The 20,547-nt window shown below is 51.0% G+C and carries 18 protein-coding genes; 5 read left to right on the forward strand and 13 right to left on the reverse strand.

Translation table 11 applies throughout. The features are described from left to right. Nucleotides 1-19 precede the first annotated feature (19 nt). The 7 genes from C7452_RS05155 to C7452_RS05185 all read right to left on the reverse strand — a co-directional run bounded on the left by C7452_RS05155 (nucleotide 20) and on the right by C7452_RS05185 (nucleotide 7,358). Nucleotides 20-364 carry an STAS-like domain-containing protein gene (locus C7452_RS05155; protein WP_115892441.1) on the reverse strand — a complete coding sequence of 115 codons (345 nt, stop codon included), beginning with the start codon at nucleotides 362-364 and terminating at the stop codon, nucleotides 20-22. A gap of 93 nt (nucleotides 365-457) precedes the next feature. Next, nucleotides 458-1,222 carry an ATP-binding protein gene (locus C7452_RS05160; RefSeq protein WP_115892442.1) on the reverse strand — a complete coding sequence of 255 codons (765 nt, stop codon included), beginning with the start codon at nucleotides 1,220-1,222 and terminating at the stop codon, nucleotides 458-460. A gap of 148 nt (nucleotides 1,223-1,370) precedes the next feature. Continuing rightward, the gene (locus tag C7452_RS05165; RefSeq protein ID WP_115892443.1) at nucleotides 1,371-2,723 is read right to left on the reverse strand and encodes an MATE family efflux transporter; all 1,353 of its coding nucleotides are present in this window, start codon (nucleotides 2,721-2,723) and stop codon (nucleotides 1,371-1,373) included. Next, the gene (locus tag C7452_RS05170) at nucleotides 2,720-3,160 is read right to left on the reverse strand and encodes a MarR family transcriptional regulator (RefSeq protein ID WP_115892444.1); all 441 of its coding nucleotides are present in this window, start codon (nucleotides 3,158-3,160) and stop codon (nucleotides 2,720-2,722) included. The genes C7452_RS05165 and C7452_RS05170 overlap by 4 nt, the downstream gene beginning before the upstream one ends. Nucleotides 3,161-3,239: 79 nt before the next feature. Next, nucleotides 3,240-5,348, reverse strand: a complete 2,109-nt coding sequence (locus C7452_RS05175; RefSeq protein ID WP_115892445.1) for a DEAD/DEAH box helicase — start codon at nucleotides 5,346-5,348, stop codon at nucleotides 3,240-3,242. 50 nt (nucleotides 5,349-5,398) lie between these two features. Next, the gene (locus C7452_RS05180) at nucleotides 5,399-6,634 is read right to left on the reverse strand and encodes a BREX system ATP-binding domain-containing protein (protein WP_115892446.1); all 1,236 of its coding nucleotides are present in this window, start codon (nucleotides 6,632-6,634) and stop codon (nucleotides 5,399-5,401) included. A gap of 10 nt (nucleotides 6,635-6,644) precedes the next feature. Beyond that, the gene (locus C7452_RS05185; protein ID WP_115892447.1) at nucleotides 6,645-7,358 is read right to left on the reverse strand and encodes a hypothetical protein; all 714 of its coding nucleotides are present in this window, start codon (nucleotides 7,356-7,358) and stop codon (nucleotides 6,645-6,647) included. A 196-nt stretch (nucleotides 7,359-7,554) separates the two neighbouring features. Here C7452_RS05185 and C7452_RS05190 point away from each other — a divergent pair, with 196 nt between their 5' ends. After that, nucleotides 7,555-9,744 carry a hypothetical protein gene (locus C7452_RS05190; RefSeq protein ID WP_245942852.1) on the forward strand — a complete coding sequence of 730 codons (2,190 nt, stop codon included), beginning with the start codon at nucleotides 7,555-7,557 and terminating at the stop codon, nucleotides 9,742-9,744. Here C7452_RS05190 and C7452_RS05195 read toward each other — a convergent pair whose 3' ends face one another. The 3 genes from C7452_RS05195 to C7452_RS05205 form a co-directional block, all read right to left on the reverse strand. After that, complete coding sequence (locus C7452_RS05195; RefSeq protein ID WP_048060792.1) at nucleotides 9,745-10,170, reverse strand: YkvA family protein; 426 nt, start codon at nucleotides 10,168-10,170, stop codon at nucleotides 9,745-9,747. A gap of 76 nt (nucleotides 10,171-10,246) precedes the next feature. Further along, nucleotides 10,247-11,677, reverse strand: a complete 1,431-nt coding sequence (locus C7452_RS05200) for a helicase HerA-like domain-containing protein (protein ID WP_238374269.1) — start codon at nucleotides 11,675-11,677, stop codon at nucleotides 10,247-10,249. 28 nt (nucleotides 11,678-11,705) lie between these two features. Continuing rightward, nucleotides 11,706-12,725, reverse strand: coding sequence for a DNA double-strand break repair nuclease NurA (locus tag C7452_RS05205; RefSeq protein WP_147299764.1), 1,020 nt, complete (start codon nucleotides 12,723-12,725; stop codon nucleotides 11,706-11,708). A 149-nt stretch (nucleotides 12,726-12,874) separates the two neighbouring features. Between C7452_RS05205 and C7452_RS05210 the strand changes: the two genes are divergently transcribed. The 4 genes from C7452_RS05210 (at nucleotide 12,875) to C7452_RS05225 (ending at nucleotide 15,538) form a co-directional block, all read left to right on the forward strand. Next, nucleotides 12,875-13,264, forward strand: a complete 390-nt coding sequence (locus C7452_RS05210; protein WP_010875944.1) for a nucleotidyltransferase domain-containing protein — start codon at nucleotides 12,875-12,877, stop codon at nucleotides 13,262-13,264. A gap of 10 nt (nucleotides 13,265-13,274) precedes the next feature. Then, on the forward strand, nucleotides 13,275-13,736 hold the full coding sequence (gene hepT, locus C7452_RS05215; protein WP_010875943.1) for a type VII toxin-antitoxin system HepT family RNase toxin: 462 nt from the start codon (nucleotides 13,275-13,277) through the stop codon (nucleotides 13,734-13,736). A 228-nt stretch (nucleotides 13,737-13,964) separates the two neighbouring features. After that, nucleotides 13,965-14,924: a M28 family metallopeptidase gene (locus C7452_RS05220; RefSeq protein WP_158296317.1), complete on the forward strand. Its 960-nt coding sequence runs from the start codon at nucleotides 13,965-13,967 to the stop codon at nucleotides 14,922-14,924. A gap of 68 nt (nucleotides 14,925-14,992) precedes the next feature. Further along, entirely contained in the window at nucleotides 14,993-15,538 is a 546-nt protein-coding gene (locus C7452_RS05225) for a hypothetical protein (protein ID WP_010875941.1), read from the forward strand. Between the two features lie 89 nt (nucleotides 15,539-15,627). Here C7452_RS05225 and C7452_RS05230 read toward each other — a convergent pair whose 3' ends face one another. From C7452_RS05230 to C7452_RS05240, 3 genes are all read right to left on the reverse strand, one after another. Further along, nucleotides 15,628-16,041 (reverse strand): pseudomurein-binding repeat-containing protein, encoded by a 414-nt coding sequence (locus C7452_RS05230; protein WP_245942853.1) that lies wholly within the window; start codon nucleotides 16,039-16,041, stop codon nucleotides 15,628-15,630. 380 nt (nucleotides 16,042-16,421) lie between these two features. Beyond that, on the reverse strand, nucleotides 16,422-19,058 hold the full coding sequence (locus tag C7452_RS05235; RefSeq protein WP_115892452.1) for a DNA-directed RNA polymerase subunit A': 2,637 nt from the start codon (nucleotides 19,056-19,058) through the stop codon (nucleotides 16,422-16,424). 29 nt (nucleotides 19,059-19,087) lie between these two features. Further along, nucleotides 19,088-20,407: a zinc ribbon domain-containing protein gene (locus C7452_RS05240; RefSeq protein WP_115892453.1), complete on the reverse strand. Its 1,320-nt coding sequence runs from the start codon at nucleotides 20,405-20,407 to the stop codon at nucleotides 19,088-19,090. Nucleotides 20,408-20,547: the final 140 nt, after the last annotated feature.

Consider the following 20,547-nt stretch of genomic DNA (forward strand, 5'->3'; position numbering starts at 1 on the left):
AATGATTTCTTTACTAAATTTAAGCGATTTTAATAGGATGCGATGTAGGCGTCACCCTAATTTTTCGAGGATTCTTAAAGGACCTTTCAACAACACTTAACATATTCTGAATTGAAGGACACTTATTTTTTTCATAAATATCCTTTTCTGACTTTGATTTTCGCATCAAGTACTCGTGAGCGAAGGATCGACTCATAAATTCCACGCCTTCGAAATCTAATTCTATTACATTCGCATCCAGTCTGTTTATCTCCTCAAAAAGATCATCCACATAATCCCTGAAAGCCAGCAGTGCACCGATGTGCTTTTCCAGCCGTATCTTTTCAATTTTATTTTTCATATCCACATCCCGTCCTTTTCCCACGGTAAGATGATTACCACCACATTAACATACATATATACTTTTCTAGAGAGCCACAAATGGTATTCAGCTAACAGTGCCTATGTTTATATTTTGTTAAATGTATTTATATATGTTAAGCTTCCCTTCATGTATGCGCAGGCTGACTAATGTCCCTTGAAACTCATTACCTAACTCATACATCTTAGCATCCTGAGATTTATAAAAAGCCCCCTTTCTAGACACCACTAATAGTTCGCCTTTCCCACCCTCAACAAATATTTTAAGTATGTTATTAAGACCATAACCTCTTTCAGGATCTCCAGGGTAAGTAACTTTAGTGGATTTTCCATTTATAGCTTGTATTATTGCTTCAGAGTCATATTCAAAGTAATAATCATGATTCTCAAAATTCTGAGGTATGCTTACACCATCATCAAGAAAACATATCTCAATGAAACCTTTCTTAGGATATTTTTGCGCCAGAATATAAGCTGAGGTGAACTTTGAATGCTGATAAATATTATCGGTCAACTCGGAGAGCAAAAAGCATAAAGCATCCTTCCCACCATAACTTTTATCTAACAAATCATATACGTATTTGAGAGGATCCCTTTCGGATCTGTCATGTAATAGTTCAACGAAGGGAATGTATGTTTTTCCTTTGCCAGGATTCCCCTGTTCCATAACCTCAAAATAATGCTTCACACGTGGATGTAACTCACACCTCAAAGATTTTGTTTTCTTCAAATGGAAAAGGGGAAGAAGAGTAGTCGGATAGAACCAGGAATACTGTCTTAGATCCAGCATTCTATTATCATTCACCCGAGAACGTATTTCAGAGTAGGTAACATAATTCTCAATCAATGGGGGATCATTCATAAATATATTTTTTATAAACTCATTGATAAGTATTCACCATAAGCTGATAAAAACCTCACACGCTGCCGTTGAAGAAAAAAGGCTTCTGAGACTAATTTATAATCCGCTTAGGAGAGTGGCTGAGATCTTCATATGAACTTTAAGATGATCAGACAGCGTACCTCCTGAGCCTCCCGATGAAGAGTCTGGCCCACAGGTAGGCCACCAGGCTACCCCCGATGTCACCTGCAACGACACCCCACCAGACACCGGCCTCACCGAGGCCCAGGGTCACAGCAAGGAGGTAGGCGAAGACAGCCACCAGGAGGACCTGCCTTATCACCGAGAGCAGGAGGGACGTCATCCCGCGCCCCGCACCCTGGAATATGGACCCTGACATTATACCCGGGGGCAGGAAGATGTAGAAGAGACATATGACCCTCAGGAACCCGGTTATCCTCGGTGCCAGATGGGATGAGGCCTGGGAGTAGGAGAATATCCAGGCTATCCATGGCGCCAGGACGAATGTGAGGGCCGCCGTGGCCCCAGCTATCAGGAGGCCCAATCTTATCGAGTAGCCGTGGGCCACCTCCAGGTTTTCAAAGTTCCTTGACCCGTATGCAACACCTGATACGCTCACAAGGGCTGTTGCCACCGATATCACAGGGACTATGGCGAGCATCACTATCCTCCACCCTGCAGAGTAGACAGCCACCGCCGAGGTCCCGGCCACAGATGTGAGTATCCAGTTGAGGAGGGCTGTTACCATGGACATGACCAGGAACTCGGCACTTGCGGGTATGGTGACCGAGAGGATGGACCAGGCGACCCTCCGGTCGGCCCTGAAGTGGCTCCAGCCTATGGAGGTGAAGGTCCTCCCTGCGAGGAACCAGTAGATTATGAGGAGCGACACAAGGAGCTGTGATATCACTGTGGCCCAGGCCGCCCCTGCTATCCCCCAGCCTGCCGTGTAGATGAGGATGGGGTCCAGGACCATGTTGAGGACGGCGGATAAACCCATGGCATACATGGGCCTCCTGGCATCACCCTCTGACCTCAGTATTCCGTAGGCCGCCCCCGGGAAGAGGGTGAAGAGGGTACCTGCAAAGACCACGCTACCGTACTCAATTGCCGGTTTCAGGGCCCCGGCGGCGCCCAGGGAGAGGAGGATGTCCCGGAGGAGGATCTCGATTATCACCGTCAGGATTATGGAGACCGTCAGTGTGATGAGGATGGTGTGTGATGCGCTGTTGTTCATGCCCTCCTCGTCACCGGCCCCCAGGCACCTTGATACCGATGACGCTGCACCGGCGCCGAGACCGTTGGAGAGTCCCACCAGGATCATGTAGATGGGTGTTACGAACCCTATGGCTGCTAAGGCCTCACCTCCGAGTCCGGCCACCCAGACTGCATCCACCAGGTTGTAGATGGATGTGAGGAGCATCGCCACTATGAGTGGCCCTGAGAGTTTGATGAGGGCCCTCCTGGGATCGCCCCTGATGATCCTGACTCCTTCACTCATGGTTCATCACCCCTTATCCTCAGTCCCTCCTCTGCCAGTCTCCTGCACATCTCCCTGAAGATCCTCCTCTCATCATCTGTGAAGTTCCTGAAGAGGAGGTCCTCCCAGCGCTCCTCAACCTTCAGTATGAGGGGGATGATTTCCTCACCCCTCCCGGTTACCTCCAGGATGTACCTGCGCCTGTTCTCCGGGTCCTGCTCTCTTTCAATGAATCCGCTCTCCTCCAGGCGCCTCAGGGTCCTTGCTATGGTTCCCTTGTCCACGTGGAAGAAGGTGGCGAGTTCATCCTGTTTTATCCCCGGTTCCCTGTGGATCCTCAGGAGGCATGCCACCTGGGCGTCTGTGAGGTTCAGGTGTCCCAGCTCCCTCCCGATGAAGACCCTGTGACTCCTGAGGATTATTGATAGGAGTCCCTTGAGTGGTATGTCCCTGTCCATGCTGATCTATCTGGTGGGAAAACATATATAAATGTTGTCATTGCAACTGTTGCATCTGCAACATAGTCCAGAAAAAAGACTAGAGTTTGAAGTCATGGACCTGCACGGGTCCATTATCCCTGAGGAGCCTGAGCAGTTCATCGGGCCTGTAGAGGAGGCTGTACCTCATATGTGCGGCCAAGTCCCCGGGGAGGTGCTCTATGAACTTGTTCTTAACAAACCTGTCAAGGTTATCCTGCAATCTGAGGGGGAAGTCCTCCTCTGAGATGATGGCGGGTATATCCCGGAGGGTGGATTCAATGTCATGGTAATCAAGTCTGGCCCTGAAGGATGAGGTGAAGGCACTGTTACTGATACCGTGGACCATGTGCTCAAGGCGGAACACATCGGAGATGAGGGCGTTAACCCTCTCCCCGGCGAAGGTGTTGATTTCTATCCTCTCCCCGATACGCACCGGGATCATGCCATGGTCCAGACCCTCAGCTGAGGCCATCTCCATGCACGACTGGACCCGGGCCTGTGATCCCGGGTCGAGCCAGCTCAGAAGTCCCCTGTCAAAGTCCCCGAGGAGTATATCATAGACGTGCCTTGCAACCTCAAAGGTGGTGGGGGCGCCTCCACTGCTCCAGTCAGGTATTTCAGCATCCCTGGTGCAGGGTTTGACCCTCACGATGAACCTTTCATGGTCTATATCCTTCACCACCCACTTCTCACCCCCCAGTATGAATCCCCTGCCCACCTTGAGGTAGGTAACGACAAAGAAGGAGTCAAGGGAGCCTATGACCTTTGTGCGGTGTTTAACTGTGAACTCGTAGTTGGGTGGGAAGACCGTGTAGAACTCCAGGAAGTTCATCTTACCGAAGGTCTTCTCGAAGTTGAATCCATGGTGAAGGTAGGGGCCATGGACCCTGAGGAAGTCGTTCTCCACCATGAATTCAACCAGGTGCCTGAAGTCGTCGGCATCCAGATCCGAGAATACGTGTGCCCTGCCAAGTCCCCTGTAGATATCCCCCCGCGTGGGCTTCTCAAGTTCAAATACCGAGCTGAGGATCTGGTGGAAGTATATGTCAAGGGGCCTCACCGGGATCCTCAGATCCTCAAGCCTCCCTGATAGGGCCAGGGACGCCACTGAGAGGGCTGTTAGAGCCTCATTCTCCTGGAATATTATGGTCCTCTGAAGGCCCCTCCTTCTGCCGCTCCTCCCGGTCCTCTGGAGGAACCTGTTCACGCTGGTGGGGCTCCTTATGTGGATCACCACGTCGATGTCCCCCACGTCTATACCCAGTTCGAGGGTGCTGGTGTTCACCATGAAGGCCGCTGATACTGACCTGAACCTCTCCTCGGCCTCCTCCCTTGAGTCCCGGTTAATGGATGAGTGGTGGATGAAGACATCAACATCCAGGCACTTCCTTATGATGTTGTAGTACTTCTCGGCGTCCCTGCGTGAGGGTACAAATATGAGGACCTTCTTCCCTGTGAACCTCCTCAGCACCTCAATCAGTTTATGGTCAGTGAACTCGAATATCCTGTACTGGAGCTTCCTCTCGGCAGTATCCCTCACAACAGCTCCGGATGGGCTCATCCAGTTCAGAACCTCTTCAGGGTTTCCTACGGTTGCAGAGAGACCTATCCGCTGGGGCCTCACCCAGGTGTACCTCTCAAGCCTTGCCATGAGGGAGTTCAGCTGAACACCCCTGTCAGCCTCTATGAACTGGTGTATCTCATCCACGATGATGTAGCGGAGGTTTCCGAGGATCCTCTCCTTCTCGGCCCGGCTCCTGTTGATCATCATGACCTCGAGGGACTCTGGTGTTATGAGGAGGATGTCTGATGGGTTCTCAATGAACCTCCTCTTCCTGTTTGCCGGTACGTCACCGTGCCACTTCATGACCTCCAGGTTGAAGTGGTTGCCCCACAGTTCAAGGCGGCTGTGCATGTCATTTATTAGGGCCTTGAGGGGTGATACATAGAGCATGCTGACCGGTGGAAGGCCCTCGCTGAGTATGGAGTTGAATACCGGGATTAAAGCCGCTTCTGTCTTACCTGACGCCGTGGGTGCCACTATGAGGGTGTCCTCGCCCCTCCCTATGGCTTCAAGGGCGGATTTCTGCACATCCCTCAGGCTCCTCCATCCGAGCCTGTTTGCGAGGAAGTGCCTGAGGCGGGGGTTCAGGGATTCTGCAGACATGAGAATGCTCCCGGCGTGTGCCTGACACGGTCAGATACTGGATGGGGGGACTAGACCCAGTCCTCATCCTCCTCAAATTCCATCTCCTTCTCCTCGAAGAGATCCAGGATTTCGGCCTCGCCATGGAGTTCAGGGTTCTGCTGTACAACATCCAGGACACTTATGAATGACTTGACAAAGTTCCTGGGGGAGATGTAACCTGTCAGCTCAGCGTTGGCCTCATGCCTTGAGATTATGCCATCGAGGGATTCCCTCACAGGGGTGGCCTCCCATCCATAGACCTCCTCGTGCATGGCTATGAGTCTCTCGGAGAGCTCATGGAGGTTCTCCCTCCTGAAACCGTCAAGTCTGATGATGGGTTTTCTGAGGTCCTTGAATTCTGTTTTGATGGCGTCCTCTATCCTCTCATTGAGGGCTGTGTAGGATGGCACTCCAAGCTTCGGGTCCTCGAAGAACTCGGGTGTGCCTGCAAATATGAAGAGGGTGTTCTGGAATCTTCCGATGCTGCACTCATCGTATATGAACCTCATGTAATCGTAGGCGGTGTCCCTGAGCTTCTTGGTGTGGAGGGTCATTATGTGCTCTGCCTCGTCGATGAGTATAATCAGCCCCGAATACTTCAGTGCCCTGAGGAATGATGAGAGGGCCTCCAGGTACTTGAAGGCGTTCTCCCTGTCAATGTCCCCCTTGACCCCGAACTGCCTCTTTATGGTGAATGGGATGTTCTTCTCTCCGCTGAGCCAGCCCATGGCGTACCTTGCTGTCTCCTTGTCACCCCTGGCTGAAAGTTTGTAGTAGTTCTCGATTGCAGCTGCGAAGGTGGTTGAATGTTTCCGGACCTCATTCAGGTCACTGCTGATGTTCTCAATCACAGCCCTCTCCTGCTGGTAGGGGTCCGTGGTCTCCCTGAGGGACATCATCCTGAGCTGTGTGATCCATTTTTCGATTATATGCTCAAGGGATACGCCGGTCTTGCAGCGGAGTGAAGCCACGATATTCCTGTATACCACCTCAAACTTGTTGAAGGGAACGTCACGGCTGAGGGTTACCTTCGCCACGACGAAGTTATCTGCCAGGGCCCTCTCTTCGAGTAATTTCAGGAAGAATGACTTCCCCGACCCGAACTCTCCATTGAGGAACCTTGTTATGGCAGCTCCCTCCTTCACCTTGCCGAGGATCTTGTCGAACTCCTCAATCTCCCTCTCACGACCAACGCATATCTCACCCACACCATCCGGGGGGACGTTACCATTTTTAAGGGCGTTTATAATCCTTTCTGCATCCATACTAAGCCTCCTATTCCAGGGATATCAGTCCAAAGTCTCTTCCAGCCCCTCTGCTGTTGTAGAGTGTCACTATCCTCTCGGGATCCCTTGAAGGGTAGTGTTTGATTCCGGTCCTCCAGGCGTTTACTGAGTAGAATTCCTCCAGCTCCTCATAGGACTTCCTGATACCGTACGTTCTGATGAACTCGTCGAGGAGTTTTATGAAGGACCTTATCTCCATCTGCTTCCTGCCATCGGTCCTCCTGAGTAAGCTGTGGAGGCCCATGATGGAGTTGATGAGGAATTCGTCCATGCTGAAGGATAGCTCCTCAAGGTAGGCAGGGAATCTGTCTATGAAGTTTGCCCGGGAGCGTATGATCCTGAAGTCACGCTCATCTATCCTTCTGTACTCTGATTTGAGTGTGGATGACCATTTTTTAGGTTCAACAGAAACAAGTTTGTCCCTGAACTTTATCAGTGGTAATGGTGGGTTGAAGAACTTTATCCCCCGGAGTTTCAGCTTCCTTGGGGATTCATAGTAATCATAGAGGGTCTCAGGGGAACTGTAGACCTCATCCACCATGGTGTAGGCGACGAATGAGAGCGTCCTCCTTCCATTCAGTGGTATGGCCCTGAAGATGAATATCCTGTCACCGGCACGTATTTCGTTTATTAGCTTCCCCCTCCTCTTCACCGACCCGATCACCAGGTTCTCTGATATATCTTCAAGAACATCATCATCCACCCTGTGAAGCCAGAATCCTGGCTTCCCTGTGGGAACCAGTCTCTTCTGTTTTATTTGAAAACCCCCTTCCCGGTATTAAACACATTTAAAGATTTCTGAGGATTGATAGATAAATTTTTTTATAACCCTATGAATGTGAATACTTTAAGTACATGAAAAAACATTAAATTGTACTGTATTGAGGGGAGTATGCCGTATGAATAACTGTGTCCTCTGCCGTAGAGAGTCCCGTGAACTCATATGTCCTTCATGTGGCAATGAATCATCTGATTCATCATGCGAAAACTGCAGTGTGGATGATATATGTGTCTGCAGTGAATGCTACGATAGATACCTGATTTTAAGGGCCATCGAATCACTGCAGGATATGGGGCCCTTCAGCCTCAAGGAATTCAATGAAAGGGGCCTTGAAACCGGACTATTCTGGAAACTCCTCAGGTGGGGGTTCATCAAAAGGCATGGATCTAAGGGACTCAGGGGCAGAAAATATGTCCTCACCGGGAAATGTGAAGAATTCATGGAACTCAACATGGGTTTCGGCTCAGCTGTTAAATCACTCCTCAGGAAATCCGGGACGCCCGGAGAGCCTCTGAGTGGATCAGAAGAGGAAGGAAGCACCCGGGAATCATTGAATTCAACTGAAGAAACAGGCCCCAGACCATATTCAACTGAAGAAGATGGTGAGAACCTGAATGAAAAATCGGGTGCTCCTGAAACTGACTATTACGCTTACATTGGACTGGGATCTCATAAATCAGAAAAAACCAGGGATGAGCCTGTTAAACTGGAAGATGATCCGAATGCGCCCCTGAAACCTGGCAGTGACTCTGAGCTCTGCCGTGGGTGCATGGCGGAACTTGAGACAGAAACCGAAAGGTGCCAGGGGATCTGCAGGGAATGCTCAAGGACCCTCTATGCCCTTGAGTCCCTTGAGGAGATCCTGCAAATCTTTAAACCCGGCGATGAGTTCAACGTGAATGAATACACATCCGGCATGGATGATCCCGACAGGACAAAATTCATCGCCATGACCTGGATACTCGATGAGTTCGGCCTCCTGGACTATGACCATGAATCAGGGATGTGCCGGCTGGGACCGGATGATAAGCTCCAGAGGTTCATCATAGAGAACGTGGAGCTAAAAAGGTGCAGACCTGAGACAGAGGAACCTGTGGCCCCAGGGGTGGAGGAGGCTCCTGAGGGTGGTGAACTGGAATGCTCAATATGTGGGGAGACCCTACCGGTCACAGAGTTCCAGCTGAAGGACGGAGAAGACCCCAGGTGCAGGGAATGCTCAAGGAAGTGCTGCGCCGCAGACGCCCTCGTAAGGATAAGGAGGCTGGTTGAACCGGGAGTGGAATTCACCGTCGATGATATAATAGATGATGAGAATGAAAGGATGGGGGTTATGGCTGACATCTGGATCCTGCAGGACTTTGACCTCATTGAGAACGACCCTGCCCTTGAAACCTACAGGTTGAAACCCGACGAGGAATTGAGGGCCTTCCATGACGCCTACGGTGAGGGGGAGCTTCCATCAGAATCCAAGATGATGAGGACATGCCCCCTATGTGGCAGGACACTGAAGAGGTCAGAGTTCCACAGTAACTCTGATGGGAAGCGGGAGGAATGCCGGGAATGCTATGCTAAAATAGTTGCATGGGAGATATTCACAGAGATCGGGAAAGTCGCAGGGAAGGGACCCTTCCGGGAGGAGGACCTCCTGGAATCCTTTGATGACCCTCAGCTCCTCCGCGCCAATATCTGGACCCTCCAGGACCACGACCTCCTGGAGGAAACCCCCGACGGATTCATCCTCAAACGCAACCCCGGGATCGAGGAGCTCTACCTCAGACACATTGAAACAGAAGGGGAAACCCTGAAACCGGGAACAGAACCAGAAAAAGAAATCACAGAAACAGAACAAACTATAACAGAAACCCTAGAAACAGAACCAGAAAAAGAAACCCCGGCAGAACAACCCACAACAGAGACCCTCGAAACAGAACAACCTATAACAGAAACCCCGGCAGAACAACCCACAAGAGAGACCATAGAAACAGAACTCCTGATAGAACCAGAGAAGGAAGCATTAAAGGAAGAACCTGAAGATAATGGTGTCCAGAGGAAGGAGATACTCTACATAAACCCTGACGGCGAAAACCTCAACCTCATGATGAACTGTATTGTGAGCGGTAACGTTGTCATTGAGACCATGAATGAACTGAGGGACCTCATACCCTCAATGAAGAAGTGCATGATCCTCAGGGATGATGAGTGCTTCGAACTTCTGATTGAAATCAGTGTAGAGAAGCAATCCCTTGGAAACGTCCTCGGAGTCCTTGAAGATATGAAATGGGAGAACAGGGTTCCTGAGAATAGCTGATCAGAGCAACCCCACATAATCCAGAACATCACTGGTTTTATCCCTCAGGACATCCTTTGACCTCTCATAGCAGAGCTCGACGACCTCCTCAAGGTCATCCTTCCCATCCCAGTACTCTGAGAGTAGATCATAGCCGTAAACGTCCGCCAGGATCCTTATAACGTATGCTGTTATGAATATGTCGTCGATGTAGCCATATGCACCGTATACTGTCTCCGGTATGATGTCCATGGGAACAACGTAGTAGGCTATTGCAGCGCTAATCTTAAGTTTAAGCTGGCCTTTAAGGTGCTCATAGCCCAGAAAATCCGTGAGTAACTTGAAGAGTTTCGGCCCGTAATCTATGAAGGATGCGTACTCCCCATTATATGATTCAAGGTTTTCAACAAGCACATCATAGAAATCCCTAAAATCTGACTCTGTCATGAATACCACTGTAGAATACTTTACACATCAAGATACTTATCCTTTACCCCCAAAGACATGGAGATGCGGCAGCAAACTACTCATCCCCTACCCGCATACCACTCCATATCCCGGCAACGTCAAGGTCACCGCCCGAGAGCTTACCCTCAAATTCCTCTATCCTCACAATGGCCGGTAAGGGTGCCATGAGGCCGACCACAACCGCCTCCCCGATGTTCAGTGAGGGGAGGTGTGAGAGGAGGTCATCACTGAGGGCCTCACTGGCCCTCTGGACATGCAGCTGGTCATTGGGTTCAATGAGGCGCATTACGATCATATTGTTGGCCTGGGAGAGGGCCTCATGGTCAAGGGACTTGGGGCTCTGGCTCACCAGACAGAGGCCGACCCCGAACTTCCTCCCCTCCCTGGCGACCCTGCCTATCCAGTACCTTGACTCGGTTGGCCGGTCAGAGGGTGCGAGGATGTGGGCCTCCTCAAGGACCATGAATACTGGTGTCTCAAGGCCAGTTCCATGCCTGAGATACTCCTTCCTGCTCTGGAGGACCTCCTGGAGCACATGACTCACAATGACATCGGAACCTGTCTCATCCACTGAGCCGAGGTCGATCACATTGACATGGTTTAATCTGAGCCTCTCAATTATCCCCTCAGACTCAAGGTCTATTATCTCCTCATAGGATTCACGCATGTGCTCCAGCTTGTTCTGGACATCGATTATGCTCCTCCTGTCGCTGCTGTTCTCTGAGAGAAGCTCATCCAGTTTCTCATCCATCCTCCTGAAGAATTCAGCTGGTGATGAGCTGCCATCCTTCATCCCGGACCTTACCCTCCTGTGGGCCCTTGCAAGGTACCTTTCCTGGACGTAGGCGTTATCCCTGACGTTGCTGAGTCTCTTAATCTCTCTGAGTGAGAGGTGGGCAGGGTTTATGGATGCCCCTATTCTGTTAACCCTTCCACCTGTGAACCTGGCGTTGACGTACTCTGAGTGCATGTCGAAGATTATGACGGTACCCCCTGCCCTGAGGAGCCCGTCCACTATCACCGCCACGGTGTTGGATTTACCCGCCCCTGTGACTGCAAGGACCGCCAGGTGCCTTGTGACCATGCGGTTGATGTCAACAGTGAATGGTGCGTCGGCTGTGAGCAGCCTCCCGAGGGTCAGGTTTCCGCGCCCGAATATCCTCCCGAGGGTCTCCGGGTCGGCTGACCTCACCTCCGTCCCTGGACCTGGCGGCACCCTTGGTATCTCCAGGGTTTCAACATCACCCAGTATCCTGACGGTGCCCCTGACGTACTGCCTCCCCCCTGTGACCCTGATTATCCTCTCAACCGTCTCAGGGTCATTCAGGTCCTCGGTGACGCCCGGGACGCCCCGTAGGAGCGACTCCACCATCCCCAGTATTCTCCGTCCATCATACTCCATCACAACGTACTCGCCAACCCCGGGCATCTCCCTTGATACGAAACTCACCCTCCAGGGTGATGTCTCACCATAGCACCTTCCCACGAATCCCAAGACCGAACCTCCAGTATCTTTAGATGAGGCCCTCAAGGACCATCCCGGCGATGATATCCATCTCAGAGGCTGTTATCCTTACATCCTCCTTCACCCTTCTGAGGATGTGGGGGTAGCCGTCCGCCGATGATGCCCTGAGACCCTCAAGGTATTCACCAATTTCAGCGGTGCCCAGACGTCGCGGTACCTCGAATTTAAGGACCCTGCCGTTCTCCTCGAGCCTGGCATAGAACACCGTGAATTCAAGGCTGCTGAAGAACGCATCAAGGACAGGGAACCTGCCCTTGAGACCTGATAGTTCTCTGTGAATCGGGACGGAGTGGCCGGGGCCAGCTGTGAGTGTATTGAATACAGAGAGATCAGACATATCCCCGAATATGTCTGACATGGTTGACCTCTCAGATACCGCCACGATGTCCCTGCTCTTCTTGAGTAGCTTCCATATGGATACCATCCTCTCAATGCCCTCAAGGTAAACCACGGGTCTTTCAGACCTTAGGGCGTCCCTGATGGTGTCCTCCATGGACCTTGAATGTACATGGACCCCATCCATTGATGCTGCCACCTCCCTCAGGCAGTGACTCCTTATCCATCCCTTAACATCATTCCCCAGAACCCCATCATACTTCACAGGCCTCAGGATGGTCCCTATGAGGGAGCCGTCCAGGATGAGGAGGTCGGGCTGGAGGTCCTCCATGGCGATTATGCTGTTCTTGAATTCACATATGGCTGTGAGGTTCCTCACCCGCTCCCTTATGCCTGACTGGGGTCCTAGGATGTCCAGGAAGCTCCCCTCAACAATCTCACCCGAGTCTGAGAGCACGGCGGTGTTGATGGCTGCGAGTATGAGGCCTGAAAATTCCTTAAAACCCGAGCCCCCATCAGCCGCTGCAGTTGAGAGTGAGTCATCCATGGACTCATGCCTGATCCAGTATTCACTGACATCAGGAAGTTCCTGGAGCCTGGATTCAGCTGAGGATTTCAGCATCCTCCCCCTGAGGGCCGCTTCTTCATAGAGGGATCCCAGCACATGAAACACCGGTAGATATCTTGACTGTATTCATTATTATCATTTACTATTATATTCAGAAGCCCCCAGAGAAGCATGATCATATACAATGGATGACTCTACTGTGATATCTGCTGCAAAGCAAAGGGATACTAAAAATGAAAGACAGAACATAAGGTATGGATGAAGTTATCAGAAAACACGTCGACAGGTTCCTGAGGGTAATCAGGAAAATTGAGGGCTCAGAGAGGATCCGTTTCATAATACTATACGGTTCCGCCCTCAGGGGCGGTGAATGGTCTGATATAGACCTGGCAATTTACTATGATGCTGAAGAGGATGAGGCATCATACTACAGGTTCCGGGTCCTGAGTGAGGTTGATGAGATTTTCGACGTCCAGATCTTCCAGCAATTACCACTCTACGTCCAGGTTGAGGTACTCAGGGGTGAGGTCATCTACTGTGATGATCAAAGATTCCTCTATGATACCGCCTGGAAGACCATCAGGGACTTCGATGACTTCAGACATAGATTCTATGATTACATTGGCCTTGAAAGGATGGGTTAGGGGGTGTGAGATGGTCAGAAAGGTCGTTGTACTCACCAAGATACGCGAAATTGAGGAGAGTGTGGGACTCATAGAGGAGAACCTTCCTGAAAGTTTCGGTGAATTCTCAGAACTTGGGCTCATAAGGGACGGGATGTATAAGAGACTTGAATTTGCAGTTGAAAACGTCTATGACATATGTTCAATCCTCAACTCTGACCTCAACCTTGGCGTGCCAGGTTCCGATGGCGAGGTCCTGGAGAACCTCCTCAGATCAGGCATAATCGATGAGGACACATTCAAAAAGATAAAGGCCATGAGGGGCTTCAGGAATATCGTGGTGCGCCGGTACGGGAAGATAGACGACCGTATAACATTCAGAATACTCCAGGAACACCTGAGTGACTTCCGTGAGTTTACAGAGAAAATTAAAGCCATCCTTGACTCATTGAATGATGAGGAACAGGATCAGGGCATGCAGCCGTCCGGTTAAGCTCCAACCTTTATCAGCCAGGTTCAGGACAGGAAATCCTTCAGCCCTCTGGTTTCTGCAGAAAGATCACAACTTTACCAGTATGGCGGGCAGAAGATCTGATCATGCCATGATTTAATTACCCGGGCGACATAATATCAGTGTGGTTGTATGAAGTTAAAGGCCCTGATCATTATCATTCTGATTTTTTCGATCCAGCCGGTTCACCCCGTGGATATGGTGGGGGAAGTGAAGCACCTTTCAGAGGATGTGGGTCCAAGACCCGCCGGTTCAGCCAGTGAAAGGATGGCCGCCGAGTACATTGCCTCACGGTTCCAGGCCATGGGGATAAAGACGGAGCTGGAGGAATTCAGGTACTACTCATTAACCTCTCCGGGGGTGAGGAGGTCATGCAATGTTATAGCCACCATTGAGGGTGATTCAGAGCGTGAAATCATAATCTGCGCCGATCTGGACACTCCTGTGGATCCCGTGAGCGGGAACTACTCATCCGGGGCCAACGATGATGCAACCGGACTTGCACTGCTCCTTGAAATTGCAGAGAGGTACCATGACCGGAGGCCACCATACACAATCAAACTCATCGCCTTCGGTGCCGGGGAGGATGGCTTCACCTTCCCCCTGGTAACCCCGAAAAGGACGTCCCTCTCCCCTGACGCATACCACCAGATAGTCTATCTGCCCTACCTGGTAGGTGCAAGGCACCACGTCCTTAACAGGCAGGAGGAGGTGAACAGAACCATTGCGGTTATCAGCCTGGAGGCCATGGGCATGGGGAGCCCCTGCATTGTGAGGAGGGACTACTACGCTGACAGCAGCCCAGCCCTTGTCGGCCTAATTGCCCTCAACGCCCGCCTTCACGGTATCAGGGCCGATGTGGTTGATTTCATGGCGGCCTCAACACCGGCGGGCGAGCAGGCCATAAGCCACGTTTACCTCCCATTCTCAGTTGCAGGTGTCCCCTCAACCTTCCTGGTCTCCATGAGGGACCCCTCCAGTGGGGGTGTCCACAGCACCATCACCGAGATACCGGGATACCTCTCAGACCGTGACACCTTCAGCAACCTCATTGAGGAGTCAGGTGGAAGGGAAGCCCTTGAAGGGCACATGGATGCCATGGCTGACATGGTCGAGTACAGTATTGAAGCCATTTTCCTTGTCAGAGGGATGTGGGACCTCCTCCAGTGACCTCCTTCAACCAAAAAAAGCAAAGAACTATATGCTTTTCATAACATAAATTATGAGGGAGGTGTTTTATGTACCTTAAGAACTTTGCAAAACTTCTATCCATATTAACCGTTCTGGTTTTTCTTGGAACGGTTTCTGCCGACTCCGGACCCATTATTGAGAGGGCCCAGGCAACGGCACTGGCACAGGACTACCTGGACTCAAAGGGTCTGCCCTACACGGCCATGACCCCTGCCTACAGTGACTGGAAGGCGAAGGTGAGGGTTAATAAGACCGGGGAGGTTAAATGGATACCCTTCGGGGAATATAAAGAGGATGCATTTGAGGGAACCGGTAAATACAAGTACATAGCTGATGCATGGGTTGTGAGGGTCCGCGACAGCTCAGGGAACATCGTCGGGACCATCTATGTTGATGCAGAAAGCGGAAAAATAATAAGTGCAAAAATAGATGGGAAGACTGAAACAGGATCCTCAGGCGGCAAACCCCTCACATATACCGGTAACGGGACCGGGACAGAGGAGGCCCAGGGAGGGGTCCTTGAAGCAATCCAGGGCTTCATAAACAGCATAATACAGTTCTTCCAGAATTTATTCGGGTCTGTCACTGGTTAGAGGAATCCCTTAAAGGCACAGAAGGTGGGCATATCACTGGTATTCTCTTCTATCATGGTGTCAGGGAGTTTACCCGATATTCTCTTCTATCATGGTACAGTAACCCTGTCAGGGAGTTTACCCGTGGACCTGTACTCTGTGAGGACCCTGACAAATGCCCTGAGCAGGATATCCGGTGAGAGGTCCCCTGCCCCCTCCTGCCTTATTCCAACATGATTCGGGACCCTTCCATTCTGATCCATCCACCTGTAGGTCCTGCCGGCCATGTCAACATACTCGGCCCTTGTTAATGTTGCGGAGCTTAACCGGCCATCAGGACTCTCAGGGTTGCCATATTCCCTTACCGGTATGTTACCCTTATCGTTACTGTCCAGCATGACTATGGCCCGGGCGAATATGTAGAGGCACTGGTTCATTGAAAGGTTGAGGCCCTTATATTCTATTGAATCTATGGTTCCACTGGCAACTGAAACCCTGTAGGCTATTTCAGGCACTTCGGCCACCGGCACACCTGTACTCTCAGATAAGGTGTTGTTACCTGTTTGTGTACAGCCAGAGATAGCTAAAGTGGAGCATATCATGGCCATCAAAATTAAAGCACGTCTCATATAGATTCCCAGCTATGTATCTGTATCTCAGGGTATATCTAGTTTATGTCAGCTGATGAAATCCCATCGAAGCCGCTTGTTGCGTTGCCTGGATGGTAGCCACTGAATAACTGGAAGCACTGCAAGGGCAGTGATGGCAGTGGTTTCATAATTAACGATGGCTGGTCCCGTTTAAACAATTCAAAAAAAATAAAGTCTTTAGATGCTGGTATGTATTTTTTAAGGAATTTCCTCTGATGGCTCTTAAATGGTCTGCTTCAGAATCAGAGATCAGTTCATGGGCTTTTTCTCCTGATCTCATAGACCAGCTGTTCCAGATCCACTATTTCGCCATTTTTCCCCCTCCAGGGGCTTACCCCGTCCTCGCCGTAGAGTATCTGAATCACGTTACCGCAGCTATCCCTTACCCTGCCATCCTCATCGACTGTGAGGTCCTGGAGAGCGTTTATGAGACGCCTCTGCATGTAACCGCTCTGGGCTGTGCGGACGGCTGTATCCACGAGGGCATCCCTTCCACCCATGGCGTGGAAGAAGAATTCAATGGGATCCAGACCTTCCCTGTAACTTGATTGTACGAATCCCCGGGACTTTGCCCCGAGCTCTCCCTTCCTGAAGTGAGGGAGTGTCCTGTTATCGTATCCCCTGCTGATACGCTCACCCCTGACGGACTGCTGCCCCAAACAGGCTGTTATCTGGGTGAAGTTAAGCAATGAACACTTCAGACCCGTCCGGGTTATCATATATCCCTGGTTTCCATCCACCCCAAGGTACTTCCTGGCTATTTCCCCTCCCCTCTCCCTTGCCCCGGCCAGGACCTTCATTATCGTAATCTCAAAGTTCTTCTCCGAACTCATTACTTGCACTGGTTCGACTCTCCCATCCTCCTTGTCCTCAGTGAGCCCTTCCACACGATCCATAACCATTCCAAGCACTGAATCTATCATTTGTCTAGCTTCTTCGGGCACGTCAAAGTCCATGATACTTGTCGTGAACCCTGTCCTCATGAGTACTGCTATGGCCAGCCTGCTGGCTGATTCCAAGAATTCACGGGCCTCATCAGTACCATATTCCCTGATTATATGTCCCAGCAATCTACCTGAAAATGCCCCGCATGTTTTTTTGTCAATAACGCCTGATTCGAGCCTTCCATTTTCTATTACTACATATGCATCATATTCACATCCATCTTCGATGCATTCCTGACATCTTCTGCATACATCTGCCCTGTAGGTCATGCTGAGGTCATCTGGGAGTATCAGGCTAAATATTTCTTTACCACTCCATTTAGTGCCCCTTCTAGATGGTAATGAAATTCCAGCGCTTCTAAGTAGCTGGAATACCTCTTCCTCTTCAAATTCTGCAAATTTTCTTGTGAGGAGATACAATCCAGATATCTGGTCATTTATACTACCTATTATAGGCCCCCCGAATCTGGGGGATATCATGTGTTCTTGGACGAGCATTAAGGTTTTTGCCTCTGCCCTGGACTCCTCTGTTTGCAGTACATGAATATTCATCTCGTCACCGTCAAAGTCGGCGTTGTAGGGTGGGCATACACACAGGTTGAGGCGGAAGGTCTTGTAGGGCAGTACACGGGCCCGGTGGGCCATGAGGGACATCCTGTGGAGGGATGGTTGACGGTTGAACAGTACGATGTCACCATCCTTGAGGTGTCTCTCAACCACGTATCCAGGTTTCAGGTTCTCAATGACAGTTTCCGTGTTTTTAGAGGAGATTCTTATCCTGCGTCCGTCGGGTCTTATGACGTAGTTGGCTCCCGGGTGGACGTCTGGCCCGTTTTCTATGTACTCCCTCATACGGTCTATGTTCCATTCTGTGACGTAGACCGGTACGGTAACCTCCCTGGCTATGATTTCAGGGACACCCACCTCGTTTATGCTGATGTTGGGATCCGGGGAGATGACAGTACGGGCAGAGAAGTTAACCCTCTTACCTGAAAGGTTGCCCCTAAACCGTCCTTTTGAAAGTTCACTGCTGAACATCCCCTTTTTGCTCTTTAAGCGCTGCATTAACGTCAGCAGCTGCCTTCCAGATCGTTGCCTTGCAGGGGTTACACCAGAGGCCTCGTTATCAAAGTAGGTGGTCACATGGTACTGGAGCAGTTCCCAGAGGTCCTTCACAATCAGCTGGGGAGCCCATGCCTCCATGTTCTCCTTGAGGCGCTGGTTTATCCTGAGTATATCGACCAGTTTGTGGGTCAGGTCGTCCTCTGACCTTTCACCGTTTTTGAGGGTGATTGAGGGCCTCATCGTTACGGGGGGGACCGGGAGGACTGTCAGGACCATCCATTCTGGCCTTGCAACCTCTGGGTTGACACCGAGGATGAGGGCGTCGTCATCGCTTATCCTCTCAAGACGCTCCCTCACTTCACTGGGTGTGAGCTTGTAGTCTCCCTCGAAGATTGAGACGGGCTTGTCAAGTTTGATCTCCTCTTGTTCTTCCTCACAGTGGGGGCACCTGTCCCTCCTTGCAAGGGAGTATACCCTGTTTACCAGTGGCGTGAAGTTTTCCTCCGTCTCCATGGCTTCCAGTATCCTCTGATAATATTCCTCGATTTCAGTCCCGGTGAGGAGGACCCTCCCACATTTTCTGCAGGTTGACCGCAGAATCTTGTGTATGGTGTCTGCGAATCCCACGTGTATGACCGGCCTTGCAAGGTTTATGCTCCCGAAGTGTCCCGGGCACTCCCATCCCCTTGCGCCGCAGGTCCAGCAGCGTAGGCTGGGGTCGGTCACACCGAGCCTGGGATCCATGAGTCCGTTCTCTATGGGGTACCCGTCCTCGTTGTAGGTGTCCGGGGTGACGATCTGGGCGACGGACATCTTCCTGATATCCTTGGGGGACATGAGACCAAATTCTATCCCCCCAATCTTCTTTAGAGTTCCTCTCAAGTTATTCTCTCCTCTGAGTTATTTTTTGGTCAGAGTTTCCTTATAAGTCCCTCAATCACTGCTTTCATCACCGCACCATCTGCGGGGACTGTGTGGGTCCTCCCGGAGTGGGTGATATTCAGCAGTGTTTTTTCCGTGTTGAGGAAGTGTTCAGTTCTCTTCTTGTTCTCCCTCTGGACCGCTATGCCATTGGTGTAGGGCTGGATGGCGAGGACCTTCCTGAGGTCTATGTTCGTTGTCCTCTTTGTCCCTGTGAATATCATCCTCCGTGTCGTCAGGGTCAGTGTGCCGGTGTCTATCCTCCGGAGTTCATCACGGGATTCGCTTATGGCATTGAGGGCCCCCATCCTGAATGAGAGATTCTTTGACACCCTTATGGTGGGGCCCCCGTATCCACCGGCAGTCCTTCTAACGGCCCTCGGTTCGTAGAGGTCAATGTTGTGGAGTACGAGGACCGCCCTCTCGTTCTTCCTGAGTATTATGGGAGTTTGGGGCTCTCTGAATGTGACATTCCCCTCTGCTGCACTTTTAAGCCATCCTTCAATGTCCCTCTTTCTCTCTTCAATATCCCTCTTTCTCTGGATCTCCCTCTGGAGTTCATTGGATACTCCGCCATTTGCTATCCTGGTCCATTCCTCCTCTGTGAGTGTCTTCCCACCGTACAGGCGCCAGGCCCTGGTGTTCCTGTCTGAGACCCTGCTGAGAAGGTACCCATTTCCCTTGTACATGAAGACTGCGCCGCAGTTACTGCAGCGCATATTCCTCTTAGACCCTCCAGGGATCCTCCTTTTGGGGAATGGTGTTAATGGTGCTTCCCTGCAGACAGGGCAGAGGTCCCTCCATGATGGGGTTGTCGGGGATCGGTCTGAGAGCTGCCTGCTCTTAATCTTCTCAAGGTAGCCTTCCATGCGGTCGTTGTCCAGGGATGTTGTGATCTTCACATCAGGTTTACTCCTGTCGATCTCCACCGTGACCCTTAGAAGCTGCGGACTCAGTGCCCTGAGCTCCCCACTCAGTGCCTCGAGTCTTGATCTTATCTCAGCCATGAGTTCCTCCATGGACCCCTCAAAGTCGCCTCTCCTGATCCTCCTTTTCTTCACGAGCTCCTTTATCTCATCGTTGCATTTCATGAGTGTGTCAGTGTCCATCCTGAGGATCTCAGGGGTCAGTCTGTCCAGGTTTTCAGTGTCGTCACTGGCCGTGAGTGTTATGGTCCTGGGACCCGCCTTCATCCGGGCCGGTTGAGGCCTGGTATCCTCCCCTTCAGTCCCCCTGAGGGGGCTGCCACATTTAAAACAGTAGTTTGCCCCATCACGATTAAGCTGCCCGCATTCACGACAGTAAACCATAGTATAACCCCCCTGGCTCAGGGATCAGATCCCCAAAGTGAACCATTATATGATCCCATGCAGTCATTCTGCACACTGTACAATATAAATGTATACCCTCATCTGGAAAAGGTTTAACGGTGGGTCCTCCGGCTTAAGCC

Origin of the sequence: Methanothermobacter defluvii, from assembly GCF_003385755.1 — an archaeon.
Taxonomy (GTDB): Archaea; Methanobacteriota; Methanobacteria; order Methanobacteriales; family Methanothermobacteraceae; genus Methanothermobacter; species Methanothermobacter thermautotrophicus.